26 protein-coding genes are annotated in these 24,225 nt (G+C 44.2%); 8 read left to right on the top strand and 18 right to left on the bottom strand.

Annotated features, from left to right (window positions below; all coding sequences use genetic code 11):
• Positions 1 to 11: 11 nt before the first annotated feature.
• The 12 genes from AACQ79_RS06480 to AACQ79_RS06535 all read right to left on the bottom strand — a co-directional run bounded on the left by AACQ79_RS06480 (position 12) and on the right by AACQ79_RS06535 (position 11,773).
• Positions 12 to 1,568 carry a diguanylate cyclase gene (locus tag AACQ79_RS06480; RefSeq protein ID WP_170898803.1) on the bottom strand — a complete coding sequence of 519 codons (1,557 nt, stop codon included), beginning with the start codon at positions 1,566 to 1,568 and terminating at the stop codon, positions 12 to 14.
• 65 nt (positions 1,569 to 1,633) lie between these two features.
• Positions 1,634 to 2,377 carry a YggN family protein gene (locus tag AACQ79_RS06485; RefSeq protein WP_170898805.1) on the bottom strand — a complete coding sequence of 248 codons (744 nt, stop codon included), beginning with the start codon at positions 2,375 to 2,377 and terminating at the stop codon, positions 1,634 to 1,636.
• Positions 2,378 to 2,519: 142 nt separating this feature from the next.
• A complete protein-coding gene (dinB, locus tag AACQ79_RS06490) occupies positions 2,520 to 3,584 on the bottom strand; it encodes a DNA polymerase IV (RefSeq protein WP_170898808.1) in 1,065 nt (354 codons plus the stop codon).
• A gap of 116 nt (positions 3,585 to 3,700) precedes the next feature.
• Positions 3,701 to 3,934: a (Na+)-NQR maturation NqrM gene (gene nqrM / locus AACQ79_RS06495; protein ID WP_013856179.1), complete on the bottom strand. Its 234-nt coding sequence runs from the start codon at positions 3,932 to 3,934 to the stop codon at positions 3,701 to 3,703.
• An 8-nt stretch (positions 3,935 to 3,942) separates the two neighbouring features.
• Positions 3,943 to 4,950: an FAD:protein FMN transferase gene (locus AACQ79_RS06500; protein ID WP_170898810.1), complete on the bottom strand. Its 1,008-nt coding sequence runs from the start codon at positions 4,948 to 4,950 to the stop codon at positions 3,943 to 3,945.
• A gap of 178 nt (positions 4,951 to 5,128) precedes the next feature.
• The gene (gene nqrF / locus AACQ79_RS06505) at positions 5,129 to 6,352 is read right to left on the bottom strand and encodes an NADH:ubiquinone reductase (Na(+)-transporting) subunit F (protein ID WP_170898812.1); all 1,224 of its coding nucleotides are present in this window, start codon (positions 6,350 to 6,352) and stop codon (positions 5,129 to 5,131) included.
• Positions 6,353 to 6,385: 33 nt separating this feature from the next.
• Positions 6,386 to 6,982 (bottom strand): NADH:ubiquinone reductase (Na(+)-transporting) subunit E, encoded by a 597-nt coding sequence (gene nqrE / locus AACQ79_RS06510; protein ID WP_013856175.1) that lies wholly within the window; start codon positions 6,980 to 6,982, stop codon positions 6,386 to 6,388.
• Between the two features lie 7 nt (positions 6,983 to 6,989).
• Positions 6,990 to 7,622 carry an NADH:ubiquinone reductase (Na(+)-transporting) subunit D gene (locus AACQ79_RS06515; protein WP_013856174.1) on the bottom strand — a complete coding sequence of 211 codons (633 nt, stop codon included), beginning with the start codon at positions 7,620 to 7,622 and terminating at the stop codon, positions 6,990 to 6,992.
• Positions 7,622 to 8,389, bottom strand: a complete 768-nt coding sequence (locus tag AACQ79_RS06520) for a Na(+)-translocating NADH-quinone reductase subunit C (protein ID WP_013856173.1) — start codon at positions 8,387 to 8,389, stop codon at positions 7,622 to 7,624. The genes AACQ79_RS06515 and AACQ79_RS06520 overlap by 1 nt, the downstream gene beginning before the upstream one ends.
• Positions 8,379 to 9,623, bottom strand: a complete 1,245-nt coding sequence (locus AACQ79_RS06525; protein ID WP_013856172.1) for an NADH:ubiquinone reductase (Na(+)-transporting) subunit B — start codon at positions 9,621 to 9,623, stop codon at positions 8,379 to 8,381. Before AACQ79_RS06525 ends, AACQ79_RS06520 begins: the two co-directional genes overlap by 11 nt.
• A gap of 5 nt (positions 9,624 to 9,628) precedes the next feature.
• A complete protein-coding gene (locus AACQ79_RS06530; protein ID WP_026027642.1) occupies positions 9,629 to 10,969 on the bottom strand; it encodes a Na(+)-translocating NADH-quinone reductase subunit A in 1,341 nt (446 codons plus the stop codon).
• 495 nt (positions 10,970 to 11,464) lie between these two features.
• Positions 11,465 to 11,773 carry a BolA family protein gene (locus AACQ79_RS06535; protein WP_170898814.1) on the bottom strand — a complete coding sequence of 103 codons (309 nt, stop codon included), beginning with the start codon at positions 11,771 to 11,773 and terminating at the stop codon, positions 11,465 to 11,467.
• A 161-nt stretch (positions 11,774 to 11,934) separates the two neighbouring features.
• Here AACQ79_RS06535 and AACQ79_RS06540 point away from each other — a divergent pair, with 161 nt between their 5' ends.
• From AACQ79_RS06540 to AACQ79_RS06555, 4 genes are all read left to right on the top strand, one after another.
• The gene (locus AACQ79_RS06540) at positions 11,935 to 13,065 is read left to right on the top strand and encodes a methyltransferase (RefSeq protein WP_170898816.1); all 1,131 of its coding nucleotides are present in this window, start codon (positions 11,935 to 11,937) and stop codon (positions 13,063 to 13,065) included.
• 24 nt (positions 13,066 to 13,089) lie between these two features.
• On the top strand, positions 13,090 to 13,665 hold the full coding sequence (locus AACQ79_RS06545) for a YajG family lipoprotein (RefSeq protein WP_170898818.1): 576 nt from the start codon (positions 13,090 to 13,092) through the stop codon (positions 13,663 to 13,665).
• Positions 13,665 to 14,210 carry a peptidylprolyl isomerase gene (locus AACQ79_RS06550; RefSeq protein ID WP_013856167.1) on the top strand — a complete coding sequence of 182 codons (546 nt, stop codon included), beginning with the start codon at positions 13,665 to 13,667 and terminating at the stop codon, positions 14,208 to 14,210. Before AACQ79_RS06545 ends, AACQ79_RS06550 begins: the two co-directional genes overlap by 1 nt.
• Positions 14,211 to 14,293: 83 nt before the next feature.
• On the top strand, positions 14,294 to 15,685 hold the full coding sequence (locus AACQ79_RS06555; protein ID WP_170898820.1) for an AmpG family muropeptide MFS transporter: 1,392 nt from the start codon (positions 14,294 to 14,296) through the stop codon (positions 15,683 to 15,685).
• 55 nt (positions 15,686 to 15,740) lie between these two features.
• Here AACQ79_RS06555 and AACQ79_RS06560 read toward each other — a convergent pair whose 3' ends face one another.
• From AACQ79_RS06560 to AACQ79_RS06570, 3 genes are all read right to left on the bottom strand, one after another.
• Entirely contained in the window at positions 15,741 to 16,424 is a 684-nt protein-coding gene (locus AACQ79_RS06560; protein ID WP_170898822.1) for a ChrR family anti-sigma-E factor, read from the bottom strand.
• The gene (locus AACQ79_RS06565) at positions 16,421 to 17,023 is read right to left on the bottom strand and encodes an RNA polymerase sigma factor (RefSeq protein WP_013856164.1); all 603 of its coding nucleotides are present in this window, start codon (positions 17,021 to 17,023) and stop codon (positions 16,421 to 16,423) included. The genes AACQ79_RS06560 and AACQ79_RS06565 overlap by 4 nt, the downstream gene beginning before the upstream one ends.
• A gap of 166 nt (positions 17,024 to 17,189) precedes the next feature.
• Positions 17,190 to 17,765: an LON peptidase substrate-binding domain-containing protein gene (locus tag AACQ79_RS06570; protein WP_170898903.1), complete on the bottom strand. Its 576-nt coding sequence runs from the start codon at positions 17,763 to 17,765 to the stop codon at positions 17,190 to 17,192.
• Positions 17,766 to 18,094: 329 nt separating this feature from the next.
• On the opposite strand from AACQ79_RS06570, the gene AACQ79_RS06575 reads away from it, so the two are divergent.
• The 4 genes from AACQ79_RS06575 to csdA all read left to right on the top strand — a co-directional run bounded on the left by AACQ79_RS06575 (position 18,095) and on the right by csdA (position 21,683).
• Positions 18,095 to 18,883, top strand: a complete 789-nt coding sequence (locus AACQ79_RS06575) for a nucleoside-specific channel-forming Tsx family protein (protein WP_170898824.1) — start codon at positions 18,095 to 18,097, stop codon at positions 18,881 to 18,883.
• Between the two features lie 102 nt (positions 18,884 to 18,985).
• Positions 18,986 to 19,876, top strand: a complete 891-nt coding sequence (gene panE / locus AACQ79_RS06580; protein WP_081245440.1) for a 2-dehydropantoate 2-reductase — start codon at positions 18,986 to 18,988, stop codon at positions 19,874 to 19,876.
• Positions 19,873 to 20,472 carry a DJ-1 family glyoxalase III gene (locus AACQ79_RS06585; RefSeq protein WP_064625831.1) on the top strand — a complete coding sequence of 200 codons (600 nt, stop codon included), beginning with the start codon at positions 19,873 to 19,875 and terminating at the stop codon, positions 20,470 to 20,472. Before panE ends, AACQ79_RS06585 begins: the two co-directional genes overlap by 4 nt.
• Positions 20,472 to 21,683 carry a cysteine desulfurase CsdA gene (csdA, locus tag AACQ79_RS06590; protein ID WP_170898826.1) on the top strand — a complete coding sequence of 404 codons (1,212 nt, stop codon included), beginning with the start codon at positions 20,472 to 20,474 and terminating at the stop codon, positions 21,681 to 21,683. Before AACQ79_RS06585 ends, csdA begins: the two co-directional genes overlap by 1 nt.
• A 32-nt stretch (positions 21,684 to 21,715) precedes the next feature.
• On the opposite strand, the gene csdE is transcribed toward csdA, so the two are convergent.
• The 3 genes from csdE to mltA all read right to left on the bottom strand — a co-directional run bounded on the left by csdE (position 21,716) and on the right by mltA (position 24,156).
• Complete coding sequence (csdE, locus tag AACQ79_RS06595) at positions 21,716 to 22,147, bottom strand: cysteine desulfurase sulfur acceptor subunit CsdE (RefSeq protein ID WP_017047340.1); 432 nt, start codon at positions 22,145 to 22,147, stop codon at positions 21,716 to 21,718.
• Positions 22,148 to 22,152: 5 nt separating this feature from the next.
• Positions 22,153 to 22,962, bottom strand: a complete 810-nt coding sequence (gene tcdA / locus AACQ79_RS06600) for a tRNA cyclic N6-threonylcarbamoyladenosine(37) synthase TcdA (protein WP_170898829.1) — start codon at positions 22,960 to 22,962, stop codon at positions 22,153 to 22,155.
• A 90-nt stretch (positions 22,963 to 23,052) separates the two neighbouring features.
• The gene (gene mltA / locus AACQ79_RS06605) at positions 23,053 to 24,156 is read right to left on the bottom strand and encodes a murein transglycosylase A (protein ID WP_170898830.1); all 1,104 of its coding nucleotides are present in this window, start codon (positions 24,154 to 24,156) and stop codon (positions 23,053 to 23,055) included.
• Positions 24,157 to 24,225 lie beyond the last annotated feature (69 nt).

Below are 24,225 nucleotides of genomic sequence, written 5' to 3' on the forward strand. Positions count from 1 at the left end.
CTGCGTAAAGATTATTGAACAGGCAATGTTAACGGGAGATTAGAGGTGAATTTTTGCACGAGATAACGACCTCTTCCTTGTGCTTTGACTGCATAAAGTGCTCTATCAGCCACATGAAAGAAATCTAGATAGTGATTCAACTGTGGGGTATCAATTTCAACCCCTCCAACGCTGATTGAAAGCGTCTTCTTAGCCGGGGAAAATTGGTGGGTAATGCGCAGTGATTCAACCGATTCGATCAGTCGTTTAGCATAAGCTTGACCATCAATTTCGATGTCGCTCGCCAAAACTACACAAAACTCTTCTCCACCAAAGCGAGCAACCAGTTTTTCACCGCCAAAATCCAATTTTTTTAAGCTGGTCGCAACAGATTTCAATGCTTCATCACCCTCTAAGTGCCCGTAGTGATCATTGAACAATTTAAAATAGTCAATATCGATTAAAAACAATACGATATATCTAAATTGATAATCAACGATATAGCTTTTAAAGACCTTTTCTAAACGACGGCGGTTCGCAATACGTGTGAGTGGATCGTGCTCTGATTGCCATTTTAGTTCACGCCGACTGGTTTCCAGCTCCCATACTATTTGGTTCATCGTACGAGAAAACTCTTTCATTTCCTTCGATATGAAGGATCGCTCACTAGGCATCTTTCCACCCGATGCTTTAAATTGATCCAGTACTTGATTGGCATCATTGATTGGCTTGACTACTTTATTCGCTACAACTAAGTTCAAGAAAAACATTAGGATAGAGAATGAAGCAAGCCCAGACAGCTCCTGCCATTGAATAAACGGTGGGACTTTAACGGTATGACTTACTTTAATCAACACAGTAAGACGATTGCGATAATCAAGCATTTCAAGGTAAGAGATATTATCTTCATGTGGCGCGGCAACGGTTTGATCATTAAGACTTTTGATCAGCATCACTTCCACATTCACCCCAGTTGCAATCACAAGCTCATTGATAAACTGTCCACTGATCCTTTTTAAAAAAAGTAAATAACCTTTGTCGCATTCCTTTGCGTCACTATTACAAACCCGAGAGGTTGCAACGATAAAAGGTTTGTCGTCTATCACGATAAAACTGAGATTCGGTTTGATGAAATCTTTTGGTGCTTTCATCGCGTCCGCTAAAATATCACCAAAATTATATCGAATCGCATCATAACTGGCTTCATGGCCAGTCTCATAGTCGTAGCGCTGGCCCCAAACTAATTGCACATCTGGATTAAAAATAAAAATACCGTCTAATGACTTGGATTCAAAGGTGTGAGTACCAATACTGTCGCGAATAAAATCATCATTAGGCTTAGCAATAAAATCGGCCATTTCATTCCATGCGGCATAATCAGCCAATGATGCCCCCATGTCCGCTTTTTGCATATTAAGAACAGTTCGAACTCGGTTAACCTCACCTCGTTGCAAGGAAAGAGCATCTTCAACGGCGCGATCATAAGACCACATAAACTTAAATAGCAGATAACACAAAATAAACAGCACAACGAAGGCTATTGAAACTAATGCTGTTAACCATCTCAAACTAAAATTATTAAACGACATCCATACCAGCAAATTAACATAACATCATAGAGACAAATAAAGAGCACTGAATGTGCTCTTTAAGTTTAGATGGTAAAGACTTGATAATCTTTTAATACTGGTATTTTTTGGTGCAGTTGTTGCTCCTGCTCAACCATATCATCAAGAGACTCACAAAAATCACGACTCTCTTTTTGAATTGTGGCGGCGTTTTCTTGAATTCGCTCGGCTAACTTAACTTTTAAGTCCACCATTGTATCGGTCAATTTTGTGATGTTTAAGCCACCCTCTTCTCTCATTTTCAGTGAAAGGGCATCGAAGGCACCGGATATAAACTCTTTGTTAAATAAAGCTTTCGCTTTTTCAAAATCATCGGCCCAAGTTTGCGTCATTGATTCAAAAGTCTGCGCAGGGAGAACCAGCTCACCATCTTTGTAATAACGAGATTCAATATTGGCAAAAAAAGCGGCTATGGATTGCTTGGCGCTATCGAAGGCGTTGGGAGATTCAATACTTTTCGCAACATCATCCAAAATATCATTCGCCAACGCTAAGCCATCACTCGCCATCTGTTTTACTTTAGGCAATGAAGCATTCATGCTTTCTCTATACTGCTCAAGGGCCGTTTTCTGCTCACTGTCGAGTTCCATCTTTTCACCACGGATATAGAGATTATTCTGTTTATCTATCAAAACAGTGTCGGTGCTCGTTTTAAGAATTTCAACCTTATCACCATCAAGGTGAACTTCATGGTTCACATCAACTCGGCACTGCGATGCCCACAAAGGGGAGCTCAGCAACATTAAAGTGACTAACACTACTTTTTTCATTGTTTTCTCTCATCGATCGTTTTATGACTAACCATATCAGGTGTGGATATTTGATGAGTTAGTATTTCTCGCTAGCAATATAAATGATTTCAACCTAAAAACCGTCAATTTAATGACATAAATGTTAGTTTGTTTCACTAATTTAAAAAAAACTGAGCTGCTTATTGAGCATTTCTGGCTTTAACATCACCTGTAAACCAAGTAAGCGAATTTCTCGCCCATTTTGCCGCAACAAAATATTCTCCAAAAGGGTTCGAAAATCATTGAGCTCTAACTGTGGATGAAGATGCTCAATCGTCGTAAGTTGAAAATCGGCAAACTTGACTTTGATCCCTTGTTTGACAATCGCCCCATCAACACTCGATCTGTCTAACCTCGCTTTTATCTCTGGGTAGAGATGATGTTCAATCACCTGCCAGCACTCTTCATAACTGGAGATATTTTGGCTAAATGTTCTTTCTACACCTAATGATTTGCGCTCCCTCTCGGTCACGACTTCGCGATTATCAATTCCATGACTTTTCTTCCATAGTGAAGCGCCTAATCTGCCAAAGTTACGAAGTAGCTCTCGATAGTCTGTTAGCTTAATATCTTCACACTTATAAAAACCCGCTTGGTGCAACTTTTCCAGACTAACCTTACCGACACCGGGTATTTTCTCTAGCGGCAATGAATCGACCACCTGCTGTACTTTATCGGGTGGTATTACAAATTGGCCGTTAGGCTTATTCATATCAGAGGCCACTTTAGCCAAAAATTTTACAGGTGCTACACCTGCAGAGGCGGTCAGTTGGAGTTCGTTGTGAATATCATGGCGAATAGCTTGAGCTATCAATGTTGCGCTTCCTTGACATAACGGTGAATCACTCACATCAAGAAATGCTTCATCTAATGATAACGGCTCAATAATAGAAGTATAACGTTCGAATATCTGTCGGATTTGAATGGAGATAGCTTTGTATACCGACATTCGCCCCGGAACGACCAGCAGATTGGGGCATAATTTTAAAGCTTGAGCGGTCGGCATGGCGGAACGAACGCCAAATTTCCTCGCTTCATAATTGCAAGTACTTAACACACCACGCTGCTTTTCATGACCACCAACGGCTAGAGGGCGATGCCTATATTCGGGGTTATCACGCATTTCTACCGCAGCGTAGAAACAATCCATATCAATATGGATAATTTTTTTGATTTTATTTTCCAATTCAAAACCATCAAAAGACTGTATGCATAAACAGTATATTCTTGGTTTCTATGGATTGAAATGAATTGCTTTTAAAAATTAAAGAGCCTGCACAAAACAGGCTCTTTAATCGTAGCTCAGGCGATACGATCTTTTTCCCAATGCGCTAACTTTTCAGCTCTTGCTGCGGCCTTAGCTTCGCGTTTTTTACGTGCATCACAAGGCTCTGGGCAATTGCACACTTTTTCAATGCCAACAGCACCTAATCCACCACAGCTGCCTTTGACTACTTTCTTTTGAAAGACATAGCCAACCGCCATCGCGGCAATGACACACAGAAATACACTGAATGTAATGAAAAAAGTATTCATAACTTAACTCACTTTTTATTTAGAAATGGCTTAAATGCGCTGGAGGCAATCTCTTCAAAACCTTGTTCTGTTTTCACAATCATGAACACAGGAATATTGTATTGCTCTGCAACCTCAATACCTTTCGTCTCTCCTAGTACCATTAATCCAGTCGCTAGGCCATCTGCCGTCATTGAAGATGCGTCCAAAACGGTAACCGATACCACTTTATTATGGATGGGTTTTCCAGTGATTGGATTGATAATGTGAGAATAACGCACATCATCTTGCTCAAAATAATTGCGGTAATCACCTGAAGTGGCAATTGCCAGATCACCAGGTTCAATGATCTCTTGAGCGGTACGTTCATCAACTGTCGGTTTTTCTATGGCGATTCGCCAAGGTACGCCTTCTCGATTTACGCCTTTTAAGCGCATCTCACCACCGACTTCAACCATGTAATTGGCAATGCCTTGTGATTGAATGTAGTCAGCAACCACGTCGACTCCCCATCCTTTCGCAATAGTTGAAAGGTCCACATAGAGATTAGGAAGATCTTTACTTAACGTAGTGTCGGTTGCGCTAAGATGCTCAATGCCTATATTGGTTTTACGCTCAGCCAATTCTGCATCGCTTGGCACCACATCAGGACGAGCTTCAGGGCCAAAACCCCATAGGTTAACCAAAGGACCAACAGTGACATCCAATGCACCTAAAGTAAGACCGTTAAGACGCAGCGCTTCTTTCACCACGGTTGCGGTTTGAGAAGAAACCGTAAAAGGTTCCGTTCCTTGATATTGATTAAAACGGCTGAGCTCAGAATCTTTACGATAGGTCGACATTTGATCGTTCACTTCTTCCAATAACCGATCAACTTCCTTTTGGAGAGCCTCCGAGCTAGGGATACCTTCAGCTTTCAGGTACTTAATATTGTAAGTCGTGCCCATAGTAGGGCCACTGAGATGAACTTGCTCAACCGATTTTTCACAACCCGCCAAGATGAATAGAGAAGCTAACGCAACAAGCCATTTTTTCACTTGTTTACTCCTAAAAATGAAAGTGAATATAGAAAAGAAGTGGTTATAGAAAAGAAATTCCTACACCTATTTTCTATGTTAACTGAGTTGGAATTCAAAGCCACAAGGCAAAACTAAAACTAAAAAAACAATGGCTGACTCATCAGAGCCAGCCATAGGTTTTACTTACTTCAGTGAATTAACCACCGAAGTCATCAAGAAGGATGTTCTCATCTTCTACACCAAGGTTCTTCAGCATGCCAATCACAGCCGCATTCATCATCGGTGGACCACACATGTAGTATTCACAATCTTCAGGCGCTTCATGGTCTTTCAGATAGTTTTCATACAATACATTGTGGATGAAACCTGTGTATCCATCCCAGTTATCTTCAGGCATTGGATCAGAAAGCGCACAGTGCCATACGAAATTCGAGTTTTCAGCTGCAAGGCCGTCAAAATCTTCAACGTAGAACATCTCACGCTTAGAACGCGCACCATACCAATAAGACATCTTACGGGTAGATTTTAAACGCTTAAGCTGATCGAAGATGTGTGAGCGCATTGGAGCCATGCCCGCACCACCACCGATAAAGACCATTTCTGCATCCGTATCTTTGGCAAAGAACTCACCAAATGGACCAGAAATAGTACATTTATCACCTTCTTTCAGTGACCAAATGTAAGAAGACATCTGACCCGGTGGCACATTGGGATTATTAGGCGGCGGCGTAGCAATACGCACGTTTAGCATAATAATACCGAACTCTTCAGGATAATTCGCCATTGAGTAAGCACGAATAATATCTTCATCAACTTTTGACTCGTAGCGGAACAGGTTAAATTTGTCCCAATCGCCACGATACTCTTCTGGCACGTCAAAATCTGAATATTTGATGTGGTGTGCTGGCGCTTCGATCTGAATGTAACCACCAGCACGGAAAGGTACTGACTCGCCATCAGGGATCTGAAGTTTAAGCTCTTTAATGAAGGTGGCTTTGTTGTCGTTAGAGATAACGGTACATTCCCACTTTTTAACACCAAAAATTTCTTCAGGAAGTTCAATATCCATGTCTGTTTTCACAGCCACTTGACACGCTAAACGTTCACCCTCACGAGCTTCACCTTTAGTAATGTGATCAAGTTCAGTAGGAAGAATATCACCACCTCCAGATTTCACTTTTACACGGCATTGACCACAAGAGCCGCCACCACCACACGCCGATGATACAAAGACACCAGAACCTGCAAGTACGCTCAGTAGCTTACCACCTGGATTAGTCACAATAGACTTATCTGAATCACCGTTAATTGAAATTGTAATGTCGCCTGTTGGAACTAGCTTAGATTTAGCAAATAGAATTACCAAAACGAGTGCTAGAACAATCAGGGTAAACATCACTACACCAAGAATAATGTCCATTGACTATTCCTTAATTGTTGCGGTTTACCCGACTTACAGTTGAACACCAGAGAAAGACATAAAGCCTAACGCCATTAGACCCGCCGTGATGAAGGTAATCCCTAAACCACGTAAACCCGGAGGTACATCTGAATATTTCATTTTCTCACGGATACCGGCAAGAGCGACAATCGCTAACATCCAACCCACACCCGAACCGAAACCGTAAACGACGGATTCAGCAAAGTTATAATCACGCTGCACCATGAAAGATACACCACCAAAAATGGCGCAGTTCACTGTGATTAAAGGTAAGAAAATGCCCAGCGCGTTATACAAAGGTGGGAAAAAACGATCCAATATCATCTCTAAGATCTGTACCAATGCGGCAATAACACCGATAAAGGTAATGAAATTTAGAAATGTAAGATCAATATTTTCACCCAATGCACCCGGTTTAAGTAACAAGTTATAAACCAAGTTATTCACTGGTACTGAAATGGTCAGAACAACAGTAACCGCAATCCCTAAACCAAACGATGTCTTTACTTTCTTAGATACAGCAAGAAATGTACACATACCCAAGAAGAAAGAGAGTGCCATGTTTTCGATAAAAATCGATCGAACAAGCAAACTGATATAATGTTCCATAACGCCCTTACTCCTTCGCTTCTAGTTGTTCAGGTTTGAACGTGCGAATCGCCCAAATCATGAAGCCAATTAGGAAGAATGCCGAAGGTGCTAGCAGCATCAAACCGTTAGGTTGATACCAGCCACCATCTTTTACAAGAGGTAGAACTTCCATTCCAAATAGCTTGCCTGAACCAAGAAGTTCGCGGAAGAAACCAACAGTGATCAAGACAAAACCATAACCCAAACCATTACCGATACCATCGATAAAGGAAGGAATCGGTGCCGACTTCATTGCAAATGCTTCAGCACGGCCCATTACGATACAGTTAGTAATGATCAACCCTACGAACACCGATAGCTGTTTCGAGATATCGTATAAGTAAGCACGTAGGATCTGGTCAACAACAATAACCAATGAAGCAATGATCGCCATCTGAACGATGATACGCACACTGTTAGGTATGTGGTGACGAATTAACGAAACGAATAAGTTAGAGAAAGCCGTTACAAACATAACGGCTAGCGTCATAACAAACGCCGTTTCCAACTTAGTGGTTACCGCAAGGGCAGAACAGACACCAAGCACTTGAAGTGCGATTGGGTTGTTATCCAACACTGGCGCTAGAATGCTCTTTTTAATCTCTTTTGCGCTAGACATTAGTTCAAACCTCCGTCACGAACTTTTGCTAGGAATGGACCAAAGCCCATATCACCTAACCAGAAGTCGAAAGTGTGTTGAACACCGTTACTGGTCAGTGTGGCGCCAGAAAGTCCATCAACGCCATGCTCAGATCCGGCAGGAGCGCCACCTTTGACAACTTTAATTGCAGGTTGGTGGTTGTCATCAAACAATTTCTTGCCAACAAATTGAGCACGCCATGATGGGTTTTCAACTTCACCACCCAATCCCGGTGTTTCACCTTGTTCGTAATAAGTAATGCCGGAAACGGTATTACCATCGGTTTCTACAGCCACAAATGCGTACATCATTGACCACAAACCATTACCGTGAACGGGAACAATCACTTTAGAAATCTCGTCGCCACTTTTCACTAGGTAAACAACCCCAGTATTGGCACGACGAATAATCTTCGCTTTATCTTGTTCCGCTGTTAGCTTGATAGATTGAGCTGGGTCTTTAGAAGCTTTGCGTTGATCATAGGCCGTTGCATCGCCATCAACAAAGTTCCCGGTTTTAAAATCAATCAAACGAGGTTCAATGTATTTAGCAAAAAGCTCTGGCACGCTACCAGACTCGTTAATGCCTGCAACTTCAACAATCTTGCTTTGCTTATCAAGTACTGCGTTAACTTTTTGCTTGTCACGCAGGCCAACCGCTGCTGTCGATACGATGATTGAGCACACTAAGCTCAATGCGATAACAACAAACAGCGTTTTTTTAATGCTATCGTTATTACTTGCCATAGCGTGCTAGTCTCCGCTTGATGTTCTTCTCAATCACAATATGGTCAAACAAAGGTGCAAATAGGTTCGCAAATAAGATCGCCAGCATCATACCTTCTGGGTAAGCTGGGTTAACCACACGAATCATCACACACATTGCACCAATCAAAATACCGTATGCCCATTTACCTTTGTTAGTAAATGAAGCCGATACTGGGTCGGTTGCCATGAAGAACATACCAAACGCAAAGCCACCAAGTACTAGGTGCCAATGCCAAGGCATATTAAACATTGCATTTGTGTCTGAACCAATAACATTGAACAACGTTGATATGGCAATCATACCTACCATAACACCCGCAATAATGCGCCATGAAGCAATGCCCATGTAGACAATAAATGCCGCGCCAATCGCCAGTGCTAACGTCGATACTTCACCGATAGAGCCAGGAATGTTACCAACAAATGCGTCCATCCAAGTAATGGCTTCGCCAGTGACCTTATTGATCAGAGCACCGTTACCACCTTGAGCCCATTGGCTTAGCGCCGTTGCACCTGAAAAACCATCTGCAGCTGTCCAAACAACGTCACCAGAGATCTGTGCTGGGTAGGCGAAGAATAGAAAAGCACGACCGGCTAATGCTGGGTTTAGGAAGTTACGCCCGGTACCACCAAAGATTTCTTTGGCAACAACCACGCCAAAGGTAATCCCTAAAGCGGCTTGCCATAAAGGCAGTGTGGGTGGAACAATCAGAGCAAACAAAATTGAAGTTACAAAGAAACCTTCGTTAACTTCATGCTTACGCACCATACAAAACAGCACTTCCCAAAAACCACCGACCAAGAATACCGTGGCGTAGATAGGTAGGAAGTAAGTCGCACCGAGCAGCATCATACTTGCCCAACCGGCTTGCGTACTTAATGTACCGCCAAGCATTTCAGTTAGCCAATAGTGCCAGTTACCACTGATGACTGTCGCCAATTCAGCGCCAGAATACAGATGGTTAAGTGCAGTAATCGATTGGTGACCAACGTTATACATACCCCAGAACATCGCTGGGAATACCGCTAGCCAAACCATGATCATGATGCGTTTGAGGTCAACACTATCACGAACGTGTGAGCTTCGTTTTGTAACTAAACCAGGCGTATAAAAAAGCGTTGCTGCTGCTTCATACAAGGCAAACCATTTTTCATGTTTGCCGCCAGGTTCAAAATGATGCTCGATGTCTTCAAGAAACTTTTTAAGGCCCATGAAAATTACCCTTCCTTCTCAATCTTGTCTAGGCACTCACGAAGTAGCTGACCATATTCGTATTTACCAGGACATACAAAGGTACACAATGCGAGATCTTCTTCGTCCAGTTCAAGGGCACCGAGACGTTGAGCGCTATCGATGTCACCTGCACATAGGTCACGAAGTAGGAGCGTTGGTTCCATATCTAGTGGCAACACTTTTTCATAGTTACCAATAGGTACCATCGCACGATCACTACCATTGGTTGTGGTTGTCATGTTGAACAACTGACCTGTGAATAGATGACCAAGGAAAGAGCGAGTGACTGAAAATTTGTTCTTGCCAGGCATTGCCCAACCAAGAAAATCTTTGTCACGACCTTCACGCAGAACCGATACTTGGAGGTGGTAACGACCAAGATAAGCTACAGGCCCCGCCGCTTTCACACCAGAAAGTACAGAACCAGAGATGACACGAACTTCGCCCGGCATCAATTCGTTATCCGTTAACTCTTCGAGGCTAGCACCAATCTGAGTACGGACAAGACGAGGTTTGTTGACTACGGGTCCTGCAAGCGACACCACTCGTTGTGTGTATAGCTCACCGGTTAAGAACAATTGACCAAACGCAATCACGTCTTGGTAATTGATGCTCCACGCCACATTGACTGCATTTACTGGATAGAGGAAATGCATGTGAGTCCCTACAAGACCTGCAGGGTGTGGGCCATCAAACACATGTTCTTCAACGTTTGGCTGTGAAGAGCGTGGTAAGCTAGTACCAGATTTACAGACGTAAACCTTGCCCTCAGTCAGAGTTGAAAGGATATCGAGACCAGCGACGAATGCTTCAGATTGCTCATTAATGATCGTCTCAGGTTTTGCCGCTAATGGATTGGTATCCATTGCTGTCACAAAAATAGCCTGAGTTGAAGACTCAATTGCTGGAACCTTGCTAAACGGACGAGTACGCAACGCAGTCCAAAGACCAGACTCAACTAACTGAGTTTTAACCGTTTGACGGTCAATACTTGCTAGTTGGCTAGCTTCAAAGCTATCGAACGTGATTTGCTCATCACCTGCCACTTCAATCACAACGGATTGTAGGACACGTTTGGCGCCACGATTGACTTCGATAACCTTACCGCTTGCTGGTGAAGTAAATTTAACACCCGGATTCTTTTTATCTTCAAAAAGAATTTGAGCTTTCTTTACTTCATCGCCTACGCGAACATGCATGGTAGGACGCATGCCAACGTACTCTTCGCCAAGCAAGGCGACTTTAGTGATGGTCTTACCATCATTAATCACCTGGGAAGGAGTTCCTGCAATAGGAAGGTCCAAACCCCTTTTTATTGTAATCATACGCACTTGCACTATTTTATCGGGAAAAAGATTCTTTTAATTGCGTAAGTTCAAGGCTTGTTTATCTTTCATGGTCGTTCTTGATAAGAGGCCAAATGAAAGTTAAACCAGCCTTAGACACGACATTTCTGTGTCCGATTTTGGCTTGTTTTAAACGCCAGAACCGCAACATCCTTTTAATAACCTCATCACAAGTATGGTATGAGATCCATTAGGTGCAATAGTCTAGCATTTTTTCGGAACCTGATGCCATGACCAATCCTCTGATAAGTCGTTTTATTTGGAAGGATTTGAATCATAAAGGCTAGCGAATAGTCATAACTTTGAAGCATCGCACAAATAACCTATTCCTTACCCCTTATGAGTATTTATTTTTATTCACTACCTAAAACAATTTCTCTCAACTTGTTCATCTCGTCAATTTGTTTAAATACTGTTAACATTCCGCTCAAAAACAGAACAAGAGAACGGCATATTCAGACGGTTCTGAACGAGTTATTTTCCACCGCCCATACACATAGGACTATCAGGTACGCCACTAATTTGCGCCTGCCACTCTTGTGGTGTGTAGGTATGAATCGAGAGTGCATGAATGTGGTTCGCTAGCTCTTCTGCCAACACTTGGTTAACCTGTCGGTGACGGCCAATCAAACGCATTCCTTCAAAACTGTTACTCACCACAATGACTTTAAAATGGCTTTCCGATCCTGAAGGCACATTGTGCATGTAGCTTTCATTTTCGACTTTCAAATAATCAGGGTGAAATGCTTGATGCAATTTTTGTTCGATTATGGGTTGGATCATACCGTTGCCTTTCTTCCTCAAATAAGAGCATGAGAACATATACGAGTGTAAAGAGATTTAAGTTTAACTAGCCTTATAGAATAGCGAAAGGTTTTGGTTCCTTGTTTCTACGCCATTTGAGACAATGCATCCGTAATTCTCACTACGACCTATAAAAAATTATGAAAACAGAGTTGGCACTGAATGATCGAACGTTGAGCTTGCACCGTTTCCCACATCGTTCAAACGAAACATTACAAGCTTGGGATGCGGGCGATGAATATGTGATTAATCATATTGAAGCGTTGAATTTAGCAATAGGCAAACGCATCCTTATTTTAAACGATCACTTTGGCGCTCTATCGTGTTGGTTTGCAGATAAGCACCACGTCACCATGATGAGCGACTCTTTTATTTCGCAACAAGGTACGTTAAACAATCTTCAGCGCAATCAGTGCCGCAACGTGCAATTGCTCTCAACAATGGATGCCATCCCTGAATCGGTCGATCTGGTGCTTTTTCAATTGCCCAAGAGCAATCGCCACTTGGTTTGGCAATTAAGCCAACTCCGTCAGTCCCTTACCCAAGATTGCCCTGTGATAGCGGTCAACAAAGCGAAAGAGATCCACACATCAACCTTAAATTTATTTGAAAAGTATTTAGGTTCAACAAGCACTTCTCTTGCATGGAAAAAACACCGCCTCGTTTTTTCAGCACCGAACGTATCACCGATTGAAACGGTGGAACCCATAACTGAATGGGCCGTAGAAAGCGAATCCATCCGTCTAAAAAATCTGCCGAATGTCTACTCAGGTGAGGGATTGGATCTCGGCGCACGCTTTTTTCTACAGCATCTTCCACAAGATCCTAAGTTACAACACATCATCGACCTTGGATGCGGCAACGGGGTGTTATCAATCAAGATGGGCCAACTCAATCCTCAAGTACGCATGACCTGCGTTGATGAAAGCTTGATGGCCGTCGAGTCTGCAAAGCTAAATTTGCTGGAGAATTTAGGAGAAGATCGCAATATTCAATGCATTGCGAATAACTGCTTAGATGGTTTTCAACAAGAGAGTAGCTGTTTAGTATTATGTAACCCACCATTCCATCAACAACAAGCTATCACGGATCACATTGCTTGGCAGATGTTCTGTGATGCAAAGCATGTTCTTAAAAAAGGGGGACGATTATTAGTGATCGGCAATCGCCACCTCGGCTACGATGTAAAACTAGCAAGATTATTTGGCCAAGGGCAGGTAAAAACTGTCGCGACCAACCATAAATTTGTTATCTTACAAGCAACTAAATAGGCAAGGATAAGAAAGGAAATGACCATGAAAAAACTGGTTCTCGCAGCCTCAATCGCATTACTCACCGCTTGTGCCGCACCTCAGCAACAGCAACAGCAAATCAACTTTATGCCTACTGCAACGACCAGCAAAAATACGGTCGTTAACAATAAAGCCTTTACTCTGGTTAGCAAAGATGTTCGATCGGCGCAATATGTGGCTTTAGTGGATAGTGGCCGCTCTAATATTGAGCCAATTCATGCCAAACAAAATGTTCGTATTGCGGTTGAGAATGCGTTGGCAGAACAATTTAGCTCTCAAGGCTATCGCTTAACAGTGAACAGCGAAAACAATGTCACCGTTGAAATTGCAGAAGCACTAGTGACGGTAAAACACAGCGTCATGTCGAATGAAATGGATGGCAGTGTCACGCTTGAAATCACCGCGGAAACACCAAAAGGCAAATTGGTGAAAACGTTCAACGGAACGGCAAAACGTTCCGGTACACTCAGCGCTTCAAATGATGAGATTGAAATGGTACTCAACGATGTCATGAACTTGGTACTTAAAGAAATTGCCAATGACAGCGAACTTAATGGTTATTTACAGGAGCGCTTTTAATGTTACGTTCTCTCGTTACGACATTAGCGCTCGTCAGTTGCACTGCGTTTTCGGCGCCCAACGTCCTAATTGAGACGAACTTAGGGTCATTTACTGTTGAACTTAATACAGAGAAAGCGCCAACGACTGTCGCAAACTTCGTAAAATATGTTGAAGATGGCAGTTATGTTGGCAGCCAGTTCCACCGCGTTATCCCAGGGTTTATGGCACAAGGCGGCGGATTTGATGCGGATTTAAAACAACTCACCACTTACGCTCCCATCAAAAATGAAGCGAGCAATGGGTTGACCAATGACACCGCGACGATCGCAATGGCCCGTACCAATGATCCTAACTCAGCTACTCGCCAATTCTTTATTAACTTGGTCGATAATGATTTTCTCAACTACAACGCTCGCCCACCGGGTTATGCAGTCTTTGGTAAAGTCACGCAAGGGTTTGATGTTGTGCAAAAAATGGCTCAACAACCGACCAGCACGAAAGGACGAATGCAAGACGTCCCCATCGAACCAATCGTTATTACGAATGTCACACTAGAACAATAACCATACCAACGCCGATTTATCGGCGTTTGATTTTATTGGGTCGCCTTTCGACCTAAGCTGCTTTACTGACAAGGATTCGCTGTATGCCATCAACCTCCTCCTCTCTCACTTGGATGGAAACTATCCGTAGCTATCTTGATAAACGCCTATTGTGGGTATTTATGATGGGGTGTTCGAGCGGTTTTCCGTGGGTTTTGATTGGTTCAAATATGTCAGGATGGCTAAAAGATGCAGGCTTAACCACCGCTGCAATTGGTTATTTTGGCAGTGTCTTCGCAGTTTACGCGATTAATTTTCTATGGGCCCCATTGGTGGATCGCGTCAAATTACCCATTCTGACGCCATTATTAGGTCAACGCCGCAGTTGGGTATTTTTGTGCCAATCGATCATTTTGATCTGTACGTTGCTGATTGCGGGTGTCAATCCAGCCCAAAATTTGATGTTTACCTCAATGCTTGCCTTGGGCATTGCGATCGCTTCTGCCACTCAAGATATCGCGATTGATGCTTTTCGTATCGATACTTTCCCCAAATCACAAGCCAATAAGCTGCCACAAGCCTCCGCCATGGCCATCATGGGGTGGTGGACTGGATATTCTCTGCCGGGCTATCTCGCTTTTGTAAACGCCGATAGTATCGGTTGGAATGCCGTTTATTATGGCATGGCACTCTGTGTCGGGCTGTTAATGCTTTTCACGCTCTTGGTGGGCGAACCAAAAACACATCGCGAAGCGCTACAGCATCAAGCGGAGCTGCGGCACAATCAGGTAGTTGGTTCGAAAGTCGTCGCGTGGTTCACCGTTACCGTAATCGAACCATTTCTCGATTTCTTCAAACGCAATGGCGCGCAAGTAGCACTAACCCTGCTGTTGTTTGTCTTTTTATTCAAGATTGGCGAAGCTTTTCTTGGCCGAATGTCGATTCCATTTTACAAAGAAATTGGCTTTAGCAACGAACAAATTGGTCACTACTCGAAGTTAATTGGTTGGGGAGCAACCCTGTTCTTCACTTTGATTGGCAGTATGTTTAACGTGCGATTTGGTATTGTTCGCGGCTTGATGATTGGTGGCATCGCGATGTCTGCCAGTAATTTGATGTTTTCGTGGATCGCTCAAGTTGGCCCTAATGAGCATCTGTTCTTGGCGACCATTATTGTCGATAACTTTACCACTGCGTTTTCCACCGTGGCCTTTGTTTCGTTTCTTACTGTGTTAACAGGGCAGGCATTTTCAGCAACGCAATATGCGCTATTGGCCTCTCTAGGAAACTTTGGCCGCACCACGCTGGCTTCCTTTAGCGGGGAGTTGGTCGACTATCTCAATAATTGGTCACTATTCTTTATTATTACCGCACTGATGGTAGTACCAAGCCTTATCATGCTCTACTCACTGCGCCATTATTTTGCTGATTTACTGCAAAAAGCTCGGCAGAGAGACATCGATGATATTGCCAAGCAAGGCGTTGATAAGCGTTAGATGAAAAAAAGGTCGTACAATACGACCTTTTTTAATTTGATGTGCCCGCTATAGACTACGGATAGAGACCTTTACCAAATAAGTTAAACACTCTCGCAACACCTTGCGTAAACAGCATCGGCTCAGTTAGCACCGTTAAGCATAAACAATCTTCATCCACTTTGGTAAAAGGGCTGTGTTTAATACTCGCATCTCTTTGAATGAAATCACCCACTTGATAATGTCCATCTTCATCACTGAAACCACCATGGAGCACCAAGGTCGACTCAACCCCTTTGTGTGTATGCTGAGGGATCTGCACGTTGTGATTGATGTACATCAGGTTCATGCGAGAGTCTTCAGCAATATCTAGGTGGGCACTAAAAACTTTACCACCATAGCTGCGCCACTCGCCTTTGAAACGAATCAGTTGGCTCAGCGTACTAGGCAGCATCACAACGCGATCATTGACTTTAATTTCTATCGACTCAGGCTTACGCAAGGTCGATGGGTGTAGGGTATCCAGCGCCGTGATCGTTTCAAACATCTGGTTTAAATGATCATCATTAGAAGCGGCCATCATTTGCTGCGGCAACGATTGGCTCAACAACGCTTCGGCGGCCCGAGTTTCTAAGTATTGAACCTTTTGACGGCACTGAGTACAGAGTTCAAGGTGAGTGGCAATCATAATGCCATGCGCCGCATCAATTGAACCATTGGCATACTGCTGCAGTACTTCGTTGCTTGGATGGTGGCTCATAATTGCTCCGCTTGAATAGAATGTCTAAGTTTTTCAACGGCTAGTCGTAAACGCGATTTGACAGTACCGAGAGGAATATTGAACATCTCCGCAACCTGCTGCTGGGGCAGTTCTTCAAGATACACCGCCTTCACGATGGCTTGCTGAGCTTCAGGCAACAACGCCACAAACTTTAATATTTGCTCTTTTAACATGTCATGTTCAGGACAATAATGTTCAACCAAATCAGGTGGGCAGTAGTCAGTTGGCCAAATATCATCGGCATAAACATGTAACTCTCGTCCGCGCTGCTTACGCAGGAGATCAAAACACAAATTGCGTGCAATCGTGTAAACCCATGTCGAAAGCGAACTTTTTCGGTTATCGAATAGATGCGATTTCTGCCACACCGTGGTCATGGTTTCTTGCACCATTTCTAAGGCCACTTGCTCACTGCCTACATGCTTAAACGCAAACTGTTGTAAGCGAGGAGAGAAATAACGAAACACTAAGGCAAACGCCTGCTTATCACGTTGCTTGACACGTTCCATGCATTCAGCCCAGTCTTGCTTGGTGTAGCTTGGGCTTAGCGACACACTATGCTGAGAATCACTGCTCATGCTGCGCTCTTCCTTTAGGAGTAACCGTTGTTATTGGCATACAGTAGCCATGAACCTTTATACGTGAGTAATGCATACATCGATCACTCGTCGTATTCTTTTTTATGCAGAGCCACTACTACTACAGAGCGACTTCACATTATCAGTGTACTGCACGCTTTCAAAGTTAGTGTGAGACTTCGATTACCTGCAATAAAAAGTCAACCGCACTGTGCGTGTCATCCTGCCTCATTAAATCATCAAATTGTTGAATCGAGATAGGGAGAAGCTCTAGCCATCGCTGCGCCACCCAACTGGCATCATCAAAAAAACAGTGCGAATAGAGCTCGCCAAGCTGAGGGAATTGTTGATAAACCGCTTGTAGCTGGTGGCTTAAATACCATTCGTGAGGTTCTAAATCTCTTACTGGCCAACTGGGCAATGACGTGACCTGAGCAACTCGCAGGCCATCAAATTCGCTCACTACTGACTCTATTTTAAAGCGCTCCATTCCCATCACGGTTAATCCTAACATCCCATTGTCGAGCGCTTCAAAATCAACAATCTTAACCAACATCCCAAATTTAGATAACTGATTTGCTTTATTGCCTTTTTTGTTATCAATCAAACAAATCCCAAATGTAGAGTCAGACTGGCTGGATTGAGTGACCATCCTCTTATACCTTGATTCAAAGATCCGTAGCTTCATTTTCCCTTCTGGTAAAACGATTGAAGCTAAAGGAAACAGCATCAATTTCTTCATCATTCATCACTCTTCATCATGCCCGTCAATAAATACGTTGAAGATTACAAAACGATCACTAACTAAAAATGTTGGTTTATCGATTTGCATAAAACAATACTAAAGCAAACGTTTAAGTGATTAAAATCACATTAAAGATGCAAGCGAACGAAATATTAATTTAGTTCCGAGCAAATATTCATTAACGTGACCGTAGTCACTAAGTTTGTTCACTTTTGCATTCGCAATCACTTTTAATTGAGATTTTTATCGTTATTATTCGGGCCAATTGAACGCACATCAGAAATATACGTGTGCTGAATTATGACAAAACATAGAGAGTCCCCCTTATGCGTAAATCACTTCTAGCTCTAGGCCTAGTGGCTGCAACTTCTGCTCCTGTTATGGCCGCTGACTATTCAGATGGCGACATCCATAAAAACGATTACAAATGGATGCAATTTAACCTAATGGCTGCAATCGATGAATTACCAGGTGAGTCATCGCATGATTACCTAGAGATGGAATTTGGCGGCCGCTCAGGGATTTTTGATCTGTACGGTTACGTTGATATCTTTAACCTGCTAAGCAACCCAAGCAGTGACAAAGAAGGTGCCGAAAAAATCTTTATGAAATTTGCACCTCGTATGTCACTAGATGCACTTACAGGTAAAGATTTGTCTTTCGGGCCAGTGCAAGAGTTGTATGTCTCTACGCTAATGGAATGGGGTGGTAACTCTGGCGTTAACACTCAAAAAGTGGGCCTTGGCTCTGATGTGAATGTGCCTTGGCTAGGTAAAGTAGGTTTAAACCTGTACGGTACTTACGATTCAAATAAGAAAGATTGGAATGGTTTCCAAATCTCAACCAACTGGTTCAAGCCTTTCTACTTCTTTGAAAACGGCTCATTTATCTCTTACCAAGGTTACATCGATTACCAATTTGGTATGGAAACAGGTAAAGGATACGCAACATCTAGCGATGGCGGTGCTATGTTTAACGGTATCTACTGGCACTCAGACCGCTTTGCTGTGGGTTACGGTCTAAAAGGTTACAAAGATATCTACGGTATCAAAGATACTGATGGCTTCAAGTCAACTGGCTTTGGTCACTACCTAGCTGTGACTTACAAGTTCTAATCGAACCTAAGTTTTGGCAAATGGCGCTCTCGAGCGCCATTTTTATTGCTTTCCATTTCTACCTCATTATCCTTGGCGCAAAGTCAACAATGGAGAGGTGTTATGAATATCGTCGTGCTTGGGCCGGGCGCGGTTGGGTTGCTTTGGGCGACAAAGCTGCATGCTGCTGGACACCGCGTTTCATTATGGGGCAAACAACCTCAATCTTCGCTTTCCATTGCTTTAGATAAACAGGCGTCTATTACCCTGCCCTACAATGATCACAGCGCGCTCTGCCATGCCGATCTCTTACTGATTACCGTTAAGGCTTGGCAAGTCGAGCAAGCGCTCACTCCACAGCTGAAGACACTCAATCGTGACACCATTTTGCTATTTATGCACAACGGCATGGGTGCGCTTGATTCGATGCAGGATCAACTGAATGACTTTCCTATTGTGCTTTCAACCACTACGCACGGTGCACTCAAGCCGTCAATGAACCAAGTGTTGCATACTGGCAAAGGCGTAACTCAATTAGGGGCTTACAACGCCCAAGGCAAGCAGTGTCAGTTTCTAGTGGATGTACTTCAGCATGCATTGCCAGACGTAATGTGGAATAACACGATTGAAGAAGCACTATGGCATAAGCTTGCAATTAACTGCGCGATTAACCCGCTCACCGCATTAGAGCAATGTCGCAATGGTGAGTTAGCCGATGAACGCTTCCAACGGCCGCTGGAAAATATTGTTGCAGAAGTCGCCGATGTCATGAGCGCTGAAGGCTTTGCGATCACTCAATCATCACTGCTTGCTAAGGTTAAGCAGGTGATTCAAGCCACAGCAGAGAATTATTCGTCAATGCATCAAGATATTTTCTATCAACGTAAGACTGAGATAGACTTTATTACGGGCTATTTACTGAAGAAAGCAGAGCAACATCAGCTCGCAACACCAGAAAATAGTAAGTTATATCACGCTATTCAACAGATAGAACACAGCTGGAAAAGCCAATGAGTAAACGAATTTTAGTCCCGATAGCAACAGGCTGCGAAGAGATGGAAGCGATCACCGTGATTGATATGATGGTCAGAGCTGGCTATCAAGTCGTGGTTGCCAGCGCTAATCTCGACGGACAATTGATGATGAAAGCCTCACGCGGAGTGACATTAACCGCAGACTGTAAACTGCTGGATGTGATCGATGAAGAGTTTGACGTGATTGCGCTGCCCGGTGGCGTTGGAGGCGCTGAGATCTTTCGTGACAATCCAGTGCTAATCGAAATGCTCAAGCAACAGCATAACCATGGTCGATGGTTGGCGGCTATTTGTGCCACGCCAGCCTTAGTTTTGCAACATCATCAGCTTTTCCCGCAAGCGATCATGACAGGGCACCCGGCTTTTCGCGATCATATCCCCACTGATTTATGGCGAGATCAACGCGTAACCATCGATACAAACCATCAATTAATCACCAGCCAAGGGCCGGGAACAGCACTTGAGTTCGCGATGGAGATCATCATATCACTCTCAGGTAAAGCACACGCATGGTCAGTTGCACAGCCAATGGTGACACTGGCAGCATTGAATTATCACAAGTTAGGTGAGCAATAATGTTTGACGTGCAGACCATTCGCGACCAATTCCCCGCGCTCAATCAAGCCGTGGATGGCGAAATTCTGATTTATCTAGACAGCGCCGCTACCACGCAAAAGCCGCAAGTGGTGATAGATGCCATTAGCCATTACTACAGTACGCAAAATGCCAATGTACATCGTGGTAGCCATCGCTTAACAGCAAAAGCGACCAGCGATTTTGAAGCGGCGCGTGACACTATGGCTCAATTTATTGGCGCATCATCTCGTAAAGAGATTATTTGGACTCGCGGAGCGACCGAAGCGATCAACCTGATCGCGCAGACTTACGCACGTAATACATTGCAAGCCGGTGATGAGATTCTGGTCAGTGAAATGGAACACCACGCCAATATAGTGCCTTGGCAAATCGTCGCAGCGCAAACCGGAGCAAGCGTCGTCAAAATCCCCATCACGCCAGAGTGCCACTTTGATCTTGAGGCTTTTCAAGCACGACTATCGAGTAAAACCAAAATTGTCGCCTTAGCCCATACCACCAACGTGACGGGCACGCGCCAACCGATTGAAACCGTGATTAAACTGGCGCACCAAGTCGGCGCTGTGGTCGTGATTGATGGCGCGCAAGGAATTGTGCATGAAACTGTCAACGTGCGCGAACTCGACGCCGATTTTTATCTCTTTTCTGGGCACAAGCTTTACGCTCCCGCTGGCATTGGTGTTCTGTACGGAAAATTAGCGCTGCTTGAAACAATGCCTCCATGGCATGGCGGCGGCAAGATGGTAGAAAAAGTCTCGTTTGAAGGTACAACATTTGCCGAACTGCCGGGGAAATTTGAAGCAGGCACACCGAATATCGCAGGGGCGATAGCCCTTGCCAAAGCAATCGAATGGTTACAAAACTGCAATCGAATGGCCGTAGAAACTCACCTGCATAGATTGCAAGCACGCACTTATCAAGCCCTGCAACAGCTCGATGATATTCGCGTAATCGGCTATCAACCGAATGCCAGTATTCTCAGTTTTGTGATGGATGGCGTTCATCATCAAGATATAGCCACCTTACTCGATCAGCAAGGCATCGCGGTTCGCTCTGGCCATCACTGCGCTCACCCATTAATGGATGCGCTCGGGTTAACTGGCACAGTGAGAATTTCGTTTGGTATTTACAATACCGAACAAGAGGTTGAACAGTTGATCGCCGCCATCACTAAAGCGGTTTATATGCTGTAATAACTCCCCCTTTCATCAAAAGGGGGAGATGCTCAGCTTGGATCGATATTTTTTATCTTATCGACAATGGCTTTAAGGCCATTACCACGTGAAGGACTTAAATGGGCAATCAAGCCTATTTTTTCAAAATAAGCATCCACATCAAACGCTTGAATTTGTGCGTAGGTCTTGCCGTTGTACGCAGCAAGGACTAAAGCAATTAAACCACGCACAATCCGCGCATCCGAATCGGCACAGAAAGACCATATTCCTTGGTGCTCCAGCCCCACTAACCATACTTGACTCTCGCAGCCTGCAACACTGACTTGCTGCGATTTCAAAGCATCAGGCATCGTGGGCAATAACTTCCCCCACAGGATCACTTGTCGATAGCGATCTTCCCAGCCAGTAAAATTTTGCATGGTCGCCACAATGTCATCAGCGCTAATCTCACGACCAAAGGGGGAGGCAGGAAAAGGAGTCATTAACGTTACACCTTATGTTTCTGAATTAACTTTTCAACAATGCGCGCTACGGCAACAAAACCAAAGGTTGCGGTAACAACCGTCGCAGCGCCAAATCCGCTGGCGCAATCCATCCGCTTTGGCCCTTCTGCGGTTGATTTCACCGCGCACACACTGCCATCGGCTTGCGGATATTTGAGCTGCTCTGTCGAGAACACGCAATCAATACCAAACTTACGCGCAGGGTTTACAGGGAAATTATGGCGATGACGAAGTGTATCTTTGAGTTTTTTTGCCAATGGGTCTTGAATCGTTTTGGTTAAATCCGCGACCTTGATTTGAGTTGGGTCAACTTGACCACCCGCACCACCGACGGTAATCACTTTAATTTTATTGCTACGGCAATAAGCCAGTAGTGAAGCTTTCGCTTTCAAACTGTCTATCGCATCAAGCACGTAATCGAACGTTTGACTCAAATAGTGGTGCTGGTTATCTGGCGTGACAAAGTCATCAATTAAGTGCACCACACACTCAGGGTTGATGAGCTTGACCCGCTCGGCCATCACTTCAATCTTACTTTGCCCAACCGTACCGCTCATCGCATGGATTTGACGGTTGATGTTGGTGACGCACACATCGTCCATATCAATCAGCGTTAACTCGCCAATGCCGGTGCGCGCCAATGCTTCGACTGCCCACGAGCCAACGCCACCGATACCAATCACACACACGTGCGCGGCGCGCAGTATTTCAACCTCACGATTTCCATAAAGGCGACGAGTGCCTCCGAAGCGTTGGTTGTAGCTATCTGAAGCAGGGGTATCGAGTTCACGCATAATTAAAAGTCCGATTGAAAGCGATAGAAAAATAAAGAGTGCGATTTATACGCACTCTTTATTTAAAAGTCTAGGTCGAAACCTGTGTCACTATTGTAGCTTTTCAGGCGGCAATGCCCAAGGCGCTTGTGTGGCTGAGTTTTCTAACCCCAGTTTCCAAACGCGACCAAAATGTTTGTAATGCCCTGCTTCCGTTCCGGCGCGCTCGCCCATGCCATGGTACAGATCGAGGTGGTTATCTTTTACCGCGCCGCCCGTATCTAGCACAATCAACATTCGCAACTGATGAGCGCCACTCCATGTGCCATCGGCATTGAGCAGCGGCACTTCTGCTAAAATAGGTGTGCCCATTGGAAAGATGGAACGATCTCCGGCCACCGAGGCCATCGGCAGGAGTGGAATACCGGCAGAGCCAGTGACGGGGGCTGCCGCTTTGGGCGCAAAAAAGACATAGGAAGGATTTTGCTCTAGCAGCTCTCTTACCGTCGGTTCATCATTGGCTAGCACCCATTCCTTGATCGCTTTGAGTGACATTTTCTCTCGTGTCACTTCACCTCGTTCAATCAAGACTTTGCCAATACTGATATAGGCTTTGTTATTCTTACCAGCGTAAGCGAAGTACTCAAGCGTATCGTCATCTTCAAAATGCACAAAACCACTGCCTTGCACTTCCATGATGAAAGGGTCAATCAGGTTAGCCGCATAACCTAACTCAAGCTCTTTTTCAGCTAACGCACCATCATAAATTTGCGCACGCGTTGGGCAATCGACCGAACATTCAGGCAAACCAAATACGGGATATTTGAATATTTCATCCGGTTGATGGCGAAGCTCCATCACCGGAGAAAAATAGCCAGTGAAAAGCACATTACCTTTTTTATCGCCACCACCAAGCTGCGCCGCTTGTATTCCAAAACTCGCCAAATCTTGTGGATCACCACTTTGCAAAATCCATTCACTGATCTGTTGATACAAAGGTTGATAAATCGCTGCCATCGACGCCGAGCGAGTCACCACTTGTTCGCTCTGTTTGGAAAATTGCGTAAAGTCACGCGGCGTATTGGACTGCACCGTGTCTACTTTGTTGAGCGCTTTAGAGAAATCACCATCCAAATATTGCTGAGCACGGTCGGTCGGTTGCGCACAACCAAACAGCAGCAGTACTGCCGCAAGAGGAAAAATTTGCTTAATCACAGAAGTTATCCGTTATTTGAGTTGCTAAAAGCATGACAAACTCGCGCCTAAACCGCAATCAGCGAATTG

This window comes from Vibrio sp. 3-2(1), from assembly GCF_963887575.1.
Classification (GTDB): Bacteria; Pseudomonadota; Gammaproteobacteria; order Enterobacterales; family Vibrionaceae; genus Vibrio; species Vibrio anguillarum.

What these genes read in the sequence shown, in the direction of transcription:
- AACQ79_RS06480 (WP_170898803.1), bottom strand. Translation starts at nt 1,568, where the DNA reads ATGTCGTTTAATAATTTTAGTTTGAGATGGTTAACAGCATTAGTTTCA.
- AACQ79_RS06485 (WP_170898805.1), bottom strand. Translation starts at nt 2,377, where the DNA reads ATGAAAAAAGTAGTGTTAGTCACTTTAATGTTGCTGAGCTCCCCTTTG.
- nqrM (WP_013856179.1), bottom strand. Translation starts at nt 3,934, where the DNA reads ATGAATACTTTTTTCATTACATTCAGTGTATTTCTGTGTGTCATTGCC.
- nqrF (WP_170898812.1), bottom strand. Translation starts at nt 6,352, where the DNA reads ATGGACATTATTCTTGGTGTAGTGATGTTTACCCTGATTGTTCTAGCA.
- nqrE (WP_013856175.1), bottom strand. Translation starts at nt 6,982, where the DNA reads ATGGAACATTATATCAGTTTGCTTGTTCGATCGATTTTTATCGAAAAC.
- AACQ79_RS06515 (WP_013856174.1), bottom strand. Translation starts at nt 7,622, where the DNA reads ATGTCTAGCGCAAAAGAGATTAAAAAGAGCATTCTAGCGCCAGTGTTG.
- AACQ79_RS06520 (WP_013856173.1), bottom strand. Translation starts at nt 8,389, where the DNA reads ATGGCAAGTAATAACGATAGCATTAAAAAAACGCTGTTTGTTGTTATC.
- AACQ79_RS06525 (WP_013856172.1), bottom strand. Translation starts at nt 9,623, where the DNA reads ATGGGCCTTAAAAAGTTTCTTGAAGACATCGAGCATCATTTTGAACCT.
- AACQ79_RS06530 (WP_026027642.1), bottom strand. Translation starts at nt 10,969, where the DNA reads ATGATTACAATAAAAAGGGGTTTGGACCTTCCTATTGCAGGAACTCCT.
- AACQ79_RS06535 (WP_170898814.1), bottom strand. Translation starts at nt 11,773, where the DNA reads ATGATCCAACCCATAATCGAACAAAAATTGCATCAAGCATTTCACCCT.
- AACQ79_RS06540 (WP_170898816.1), top strand. Translation starts at nt 11,935, where the DNA reads ATGAAAACAGAGTTGGCACTGAATGATCGAACGTTGAGCTTGCACCGT.
- AACQ79_RS06545 (WP_170898818.1), top strand. Translation starts at nt 13,090, where the DNA reads ATGAAAAAACTGGTTCTCGCAGCCTCAATCGCATTACTCACCGCTTGT.
- AACQ79_RS06550 (WP_013856167.1), top strand. Translation starts at nt 13,665, where the DNA reads ATGTTACGTTCTCTCGTTACGACATTAGCGCTCGTCAGTTGCACTGCG.
- AACQ79_RS06555 (WP_170898820.1), top strand. Translation starts at nt 14,294, where the DNA reads ATGCCATCAACCTCCTCCTCTCTCACTTGGATGGAAACTATCCGTAGC.
- AACQ79_RS06560 (WP_170898822.1), bottom strand. Translation starts at nt 16,424, where the DNA reads ATGAGCCACCATCCAAGCAACGAAGTACTGCAGCAGTATGCCAATGGT.
- AACQ79_RS06565 (WP_013856164.1), bottom strand. Translation starts at nt 17,023, where the DNA reads ATGAGCAGTGATTCTCAGCATAGTGTGTCGCTAAGCCCAAGCTACACC.
- AACQ79_RS06570 (WP_170898903.1), bottom strand. Translation starts at nt 17,765, where the DNA reads ATGAAGAAATTGATGCTGTTTCCTTTAGCTTCAATCGTTTTACCAGAA.
- AACQ79_RS06575 (WP_170898824.1), top strand. Translation starts at nt 18,095, where the DNA reads ATGCGTAAATCACTTCTAGCTCTAGGCCTAGTGGCTGCAACTTCTGCT.
- panE (WP_081245440.1), top strand. Translation starts at nt 18,986, where the DNA reads ATGAATATCGTCGTGCTTGGGCCGGGCGCGGTTGGGTTGCTTTGGGCG.
- AACQ79_RS06585 (WP_064625831.1), top strand. Translation starts at nt 19,873, where the DNA reads ATGAGTAAACGAATTTTAGTCCCGATAGCAACAGGCTGCGAAGAGATG.
- csdA (WP_170898826.1), top strand. Translation starts at nt 20,472, where the DNA reads ATGTTTGACGTGCAGACCATTCGCGACCAATTCCCCGCGCTCAATCAA.
- csdE (WP_017047340.1), bottom strand. Translation starts at nt 22,147, where the DNA reads ATGACTCCTTTTCCTGCCTCCCCCTTTGGTCGTGAGATTAGCGCTGAT.
- tcdA (WP_170898829.1), bottom strand. Translation starts at nt 22,962, where the DNA reads ATGCGTGAACTCGATACCCCTGCTTCAGATAGCTACAACCAACGCTTC.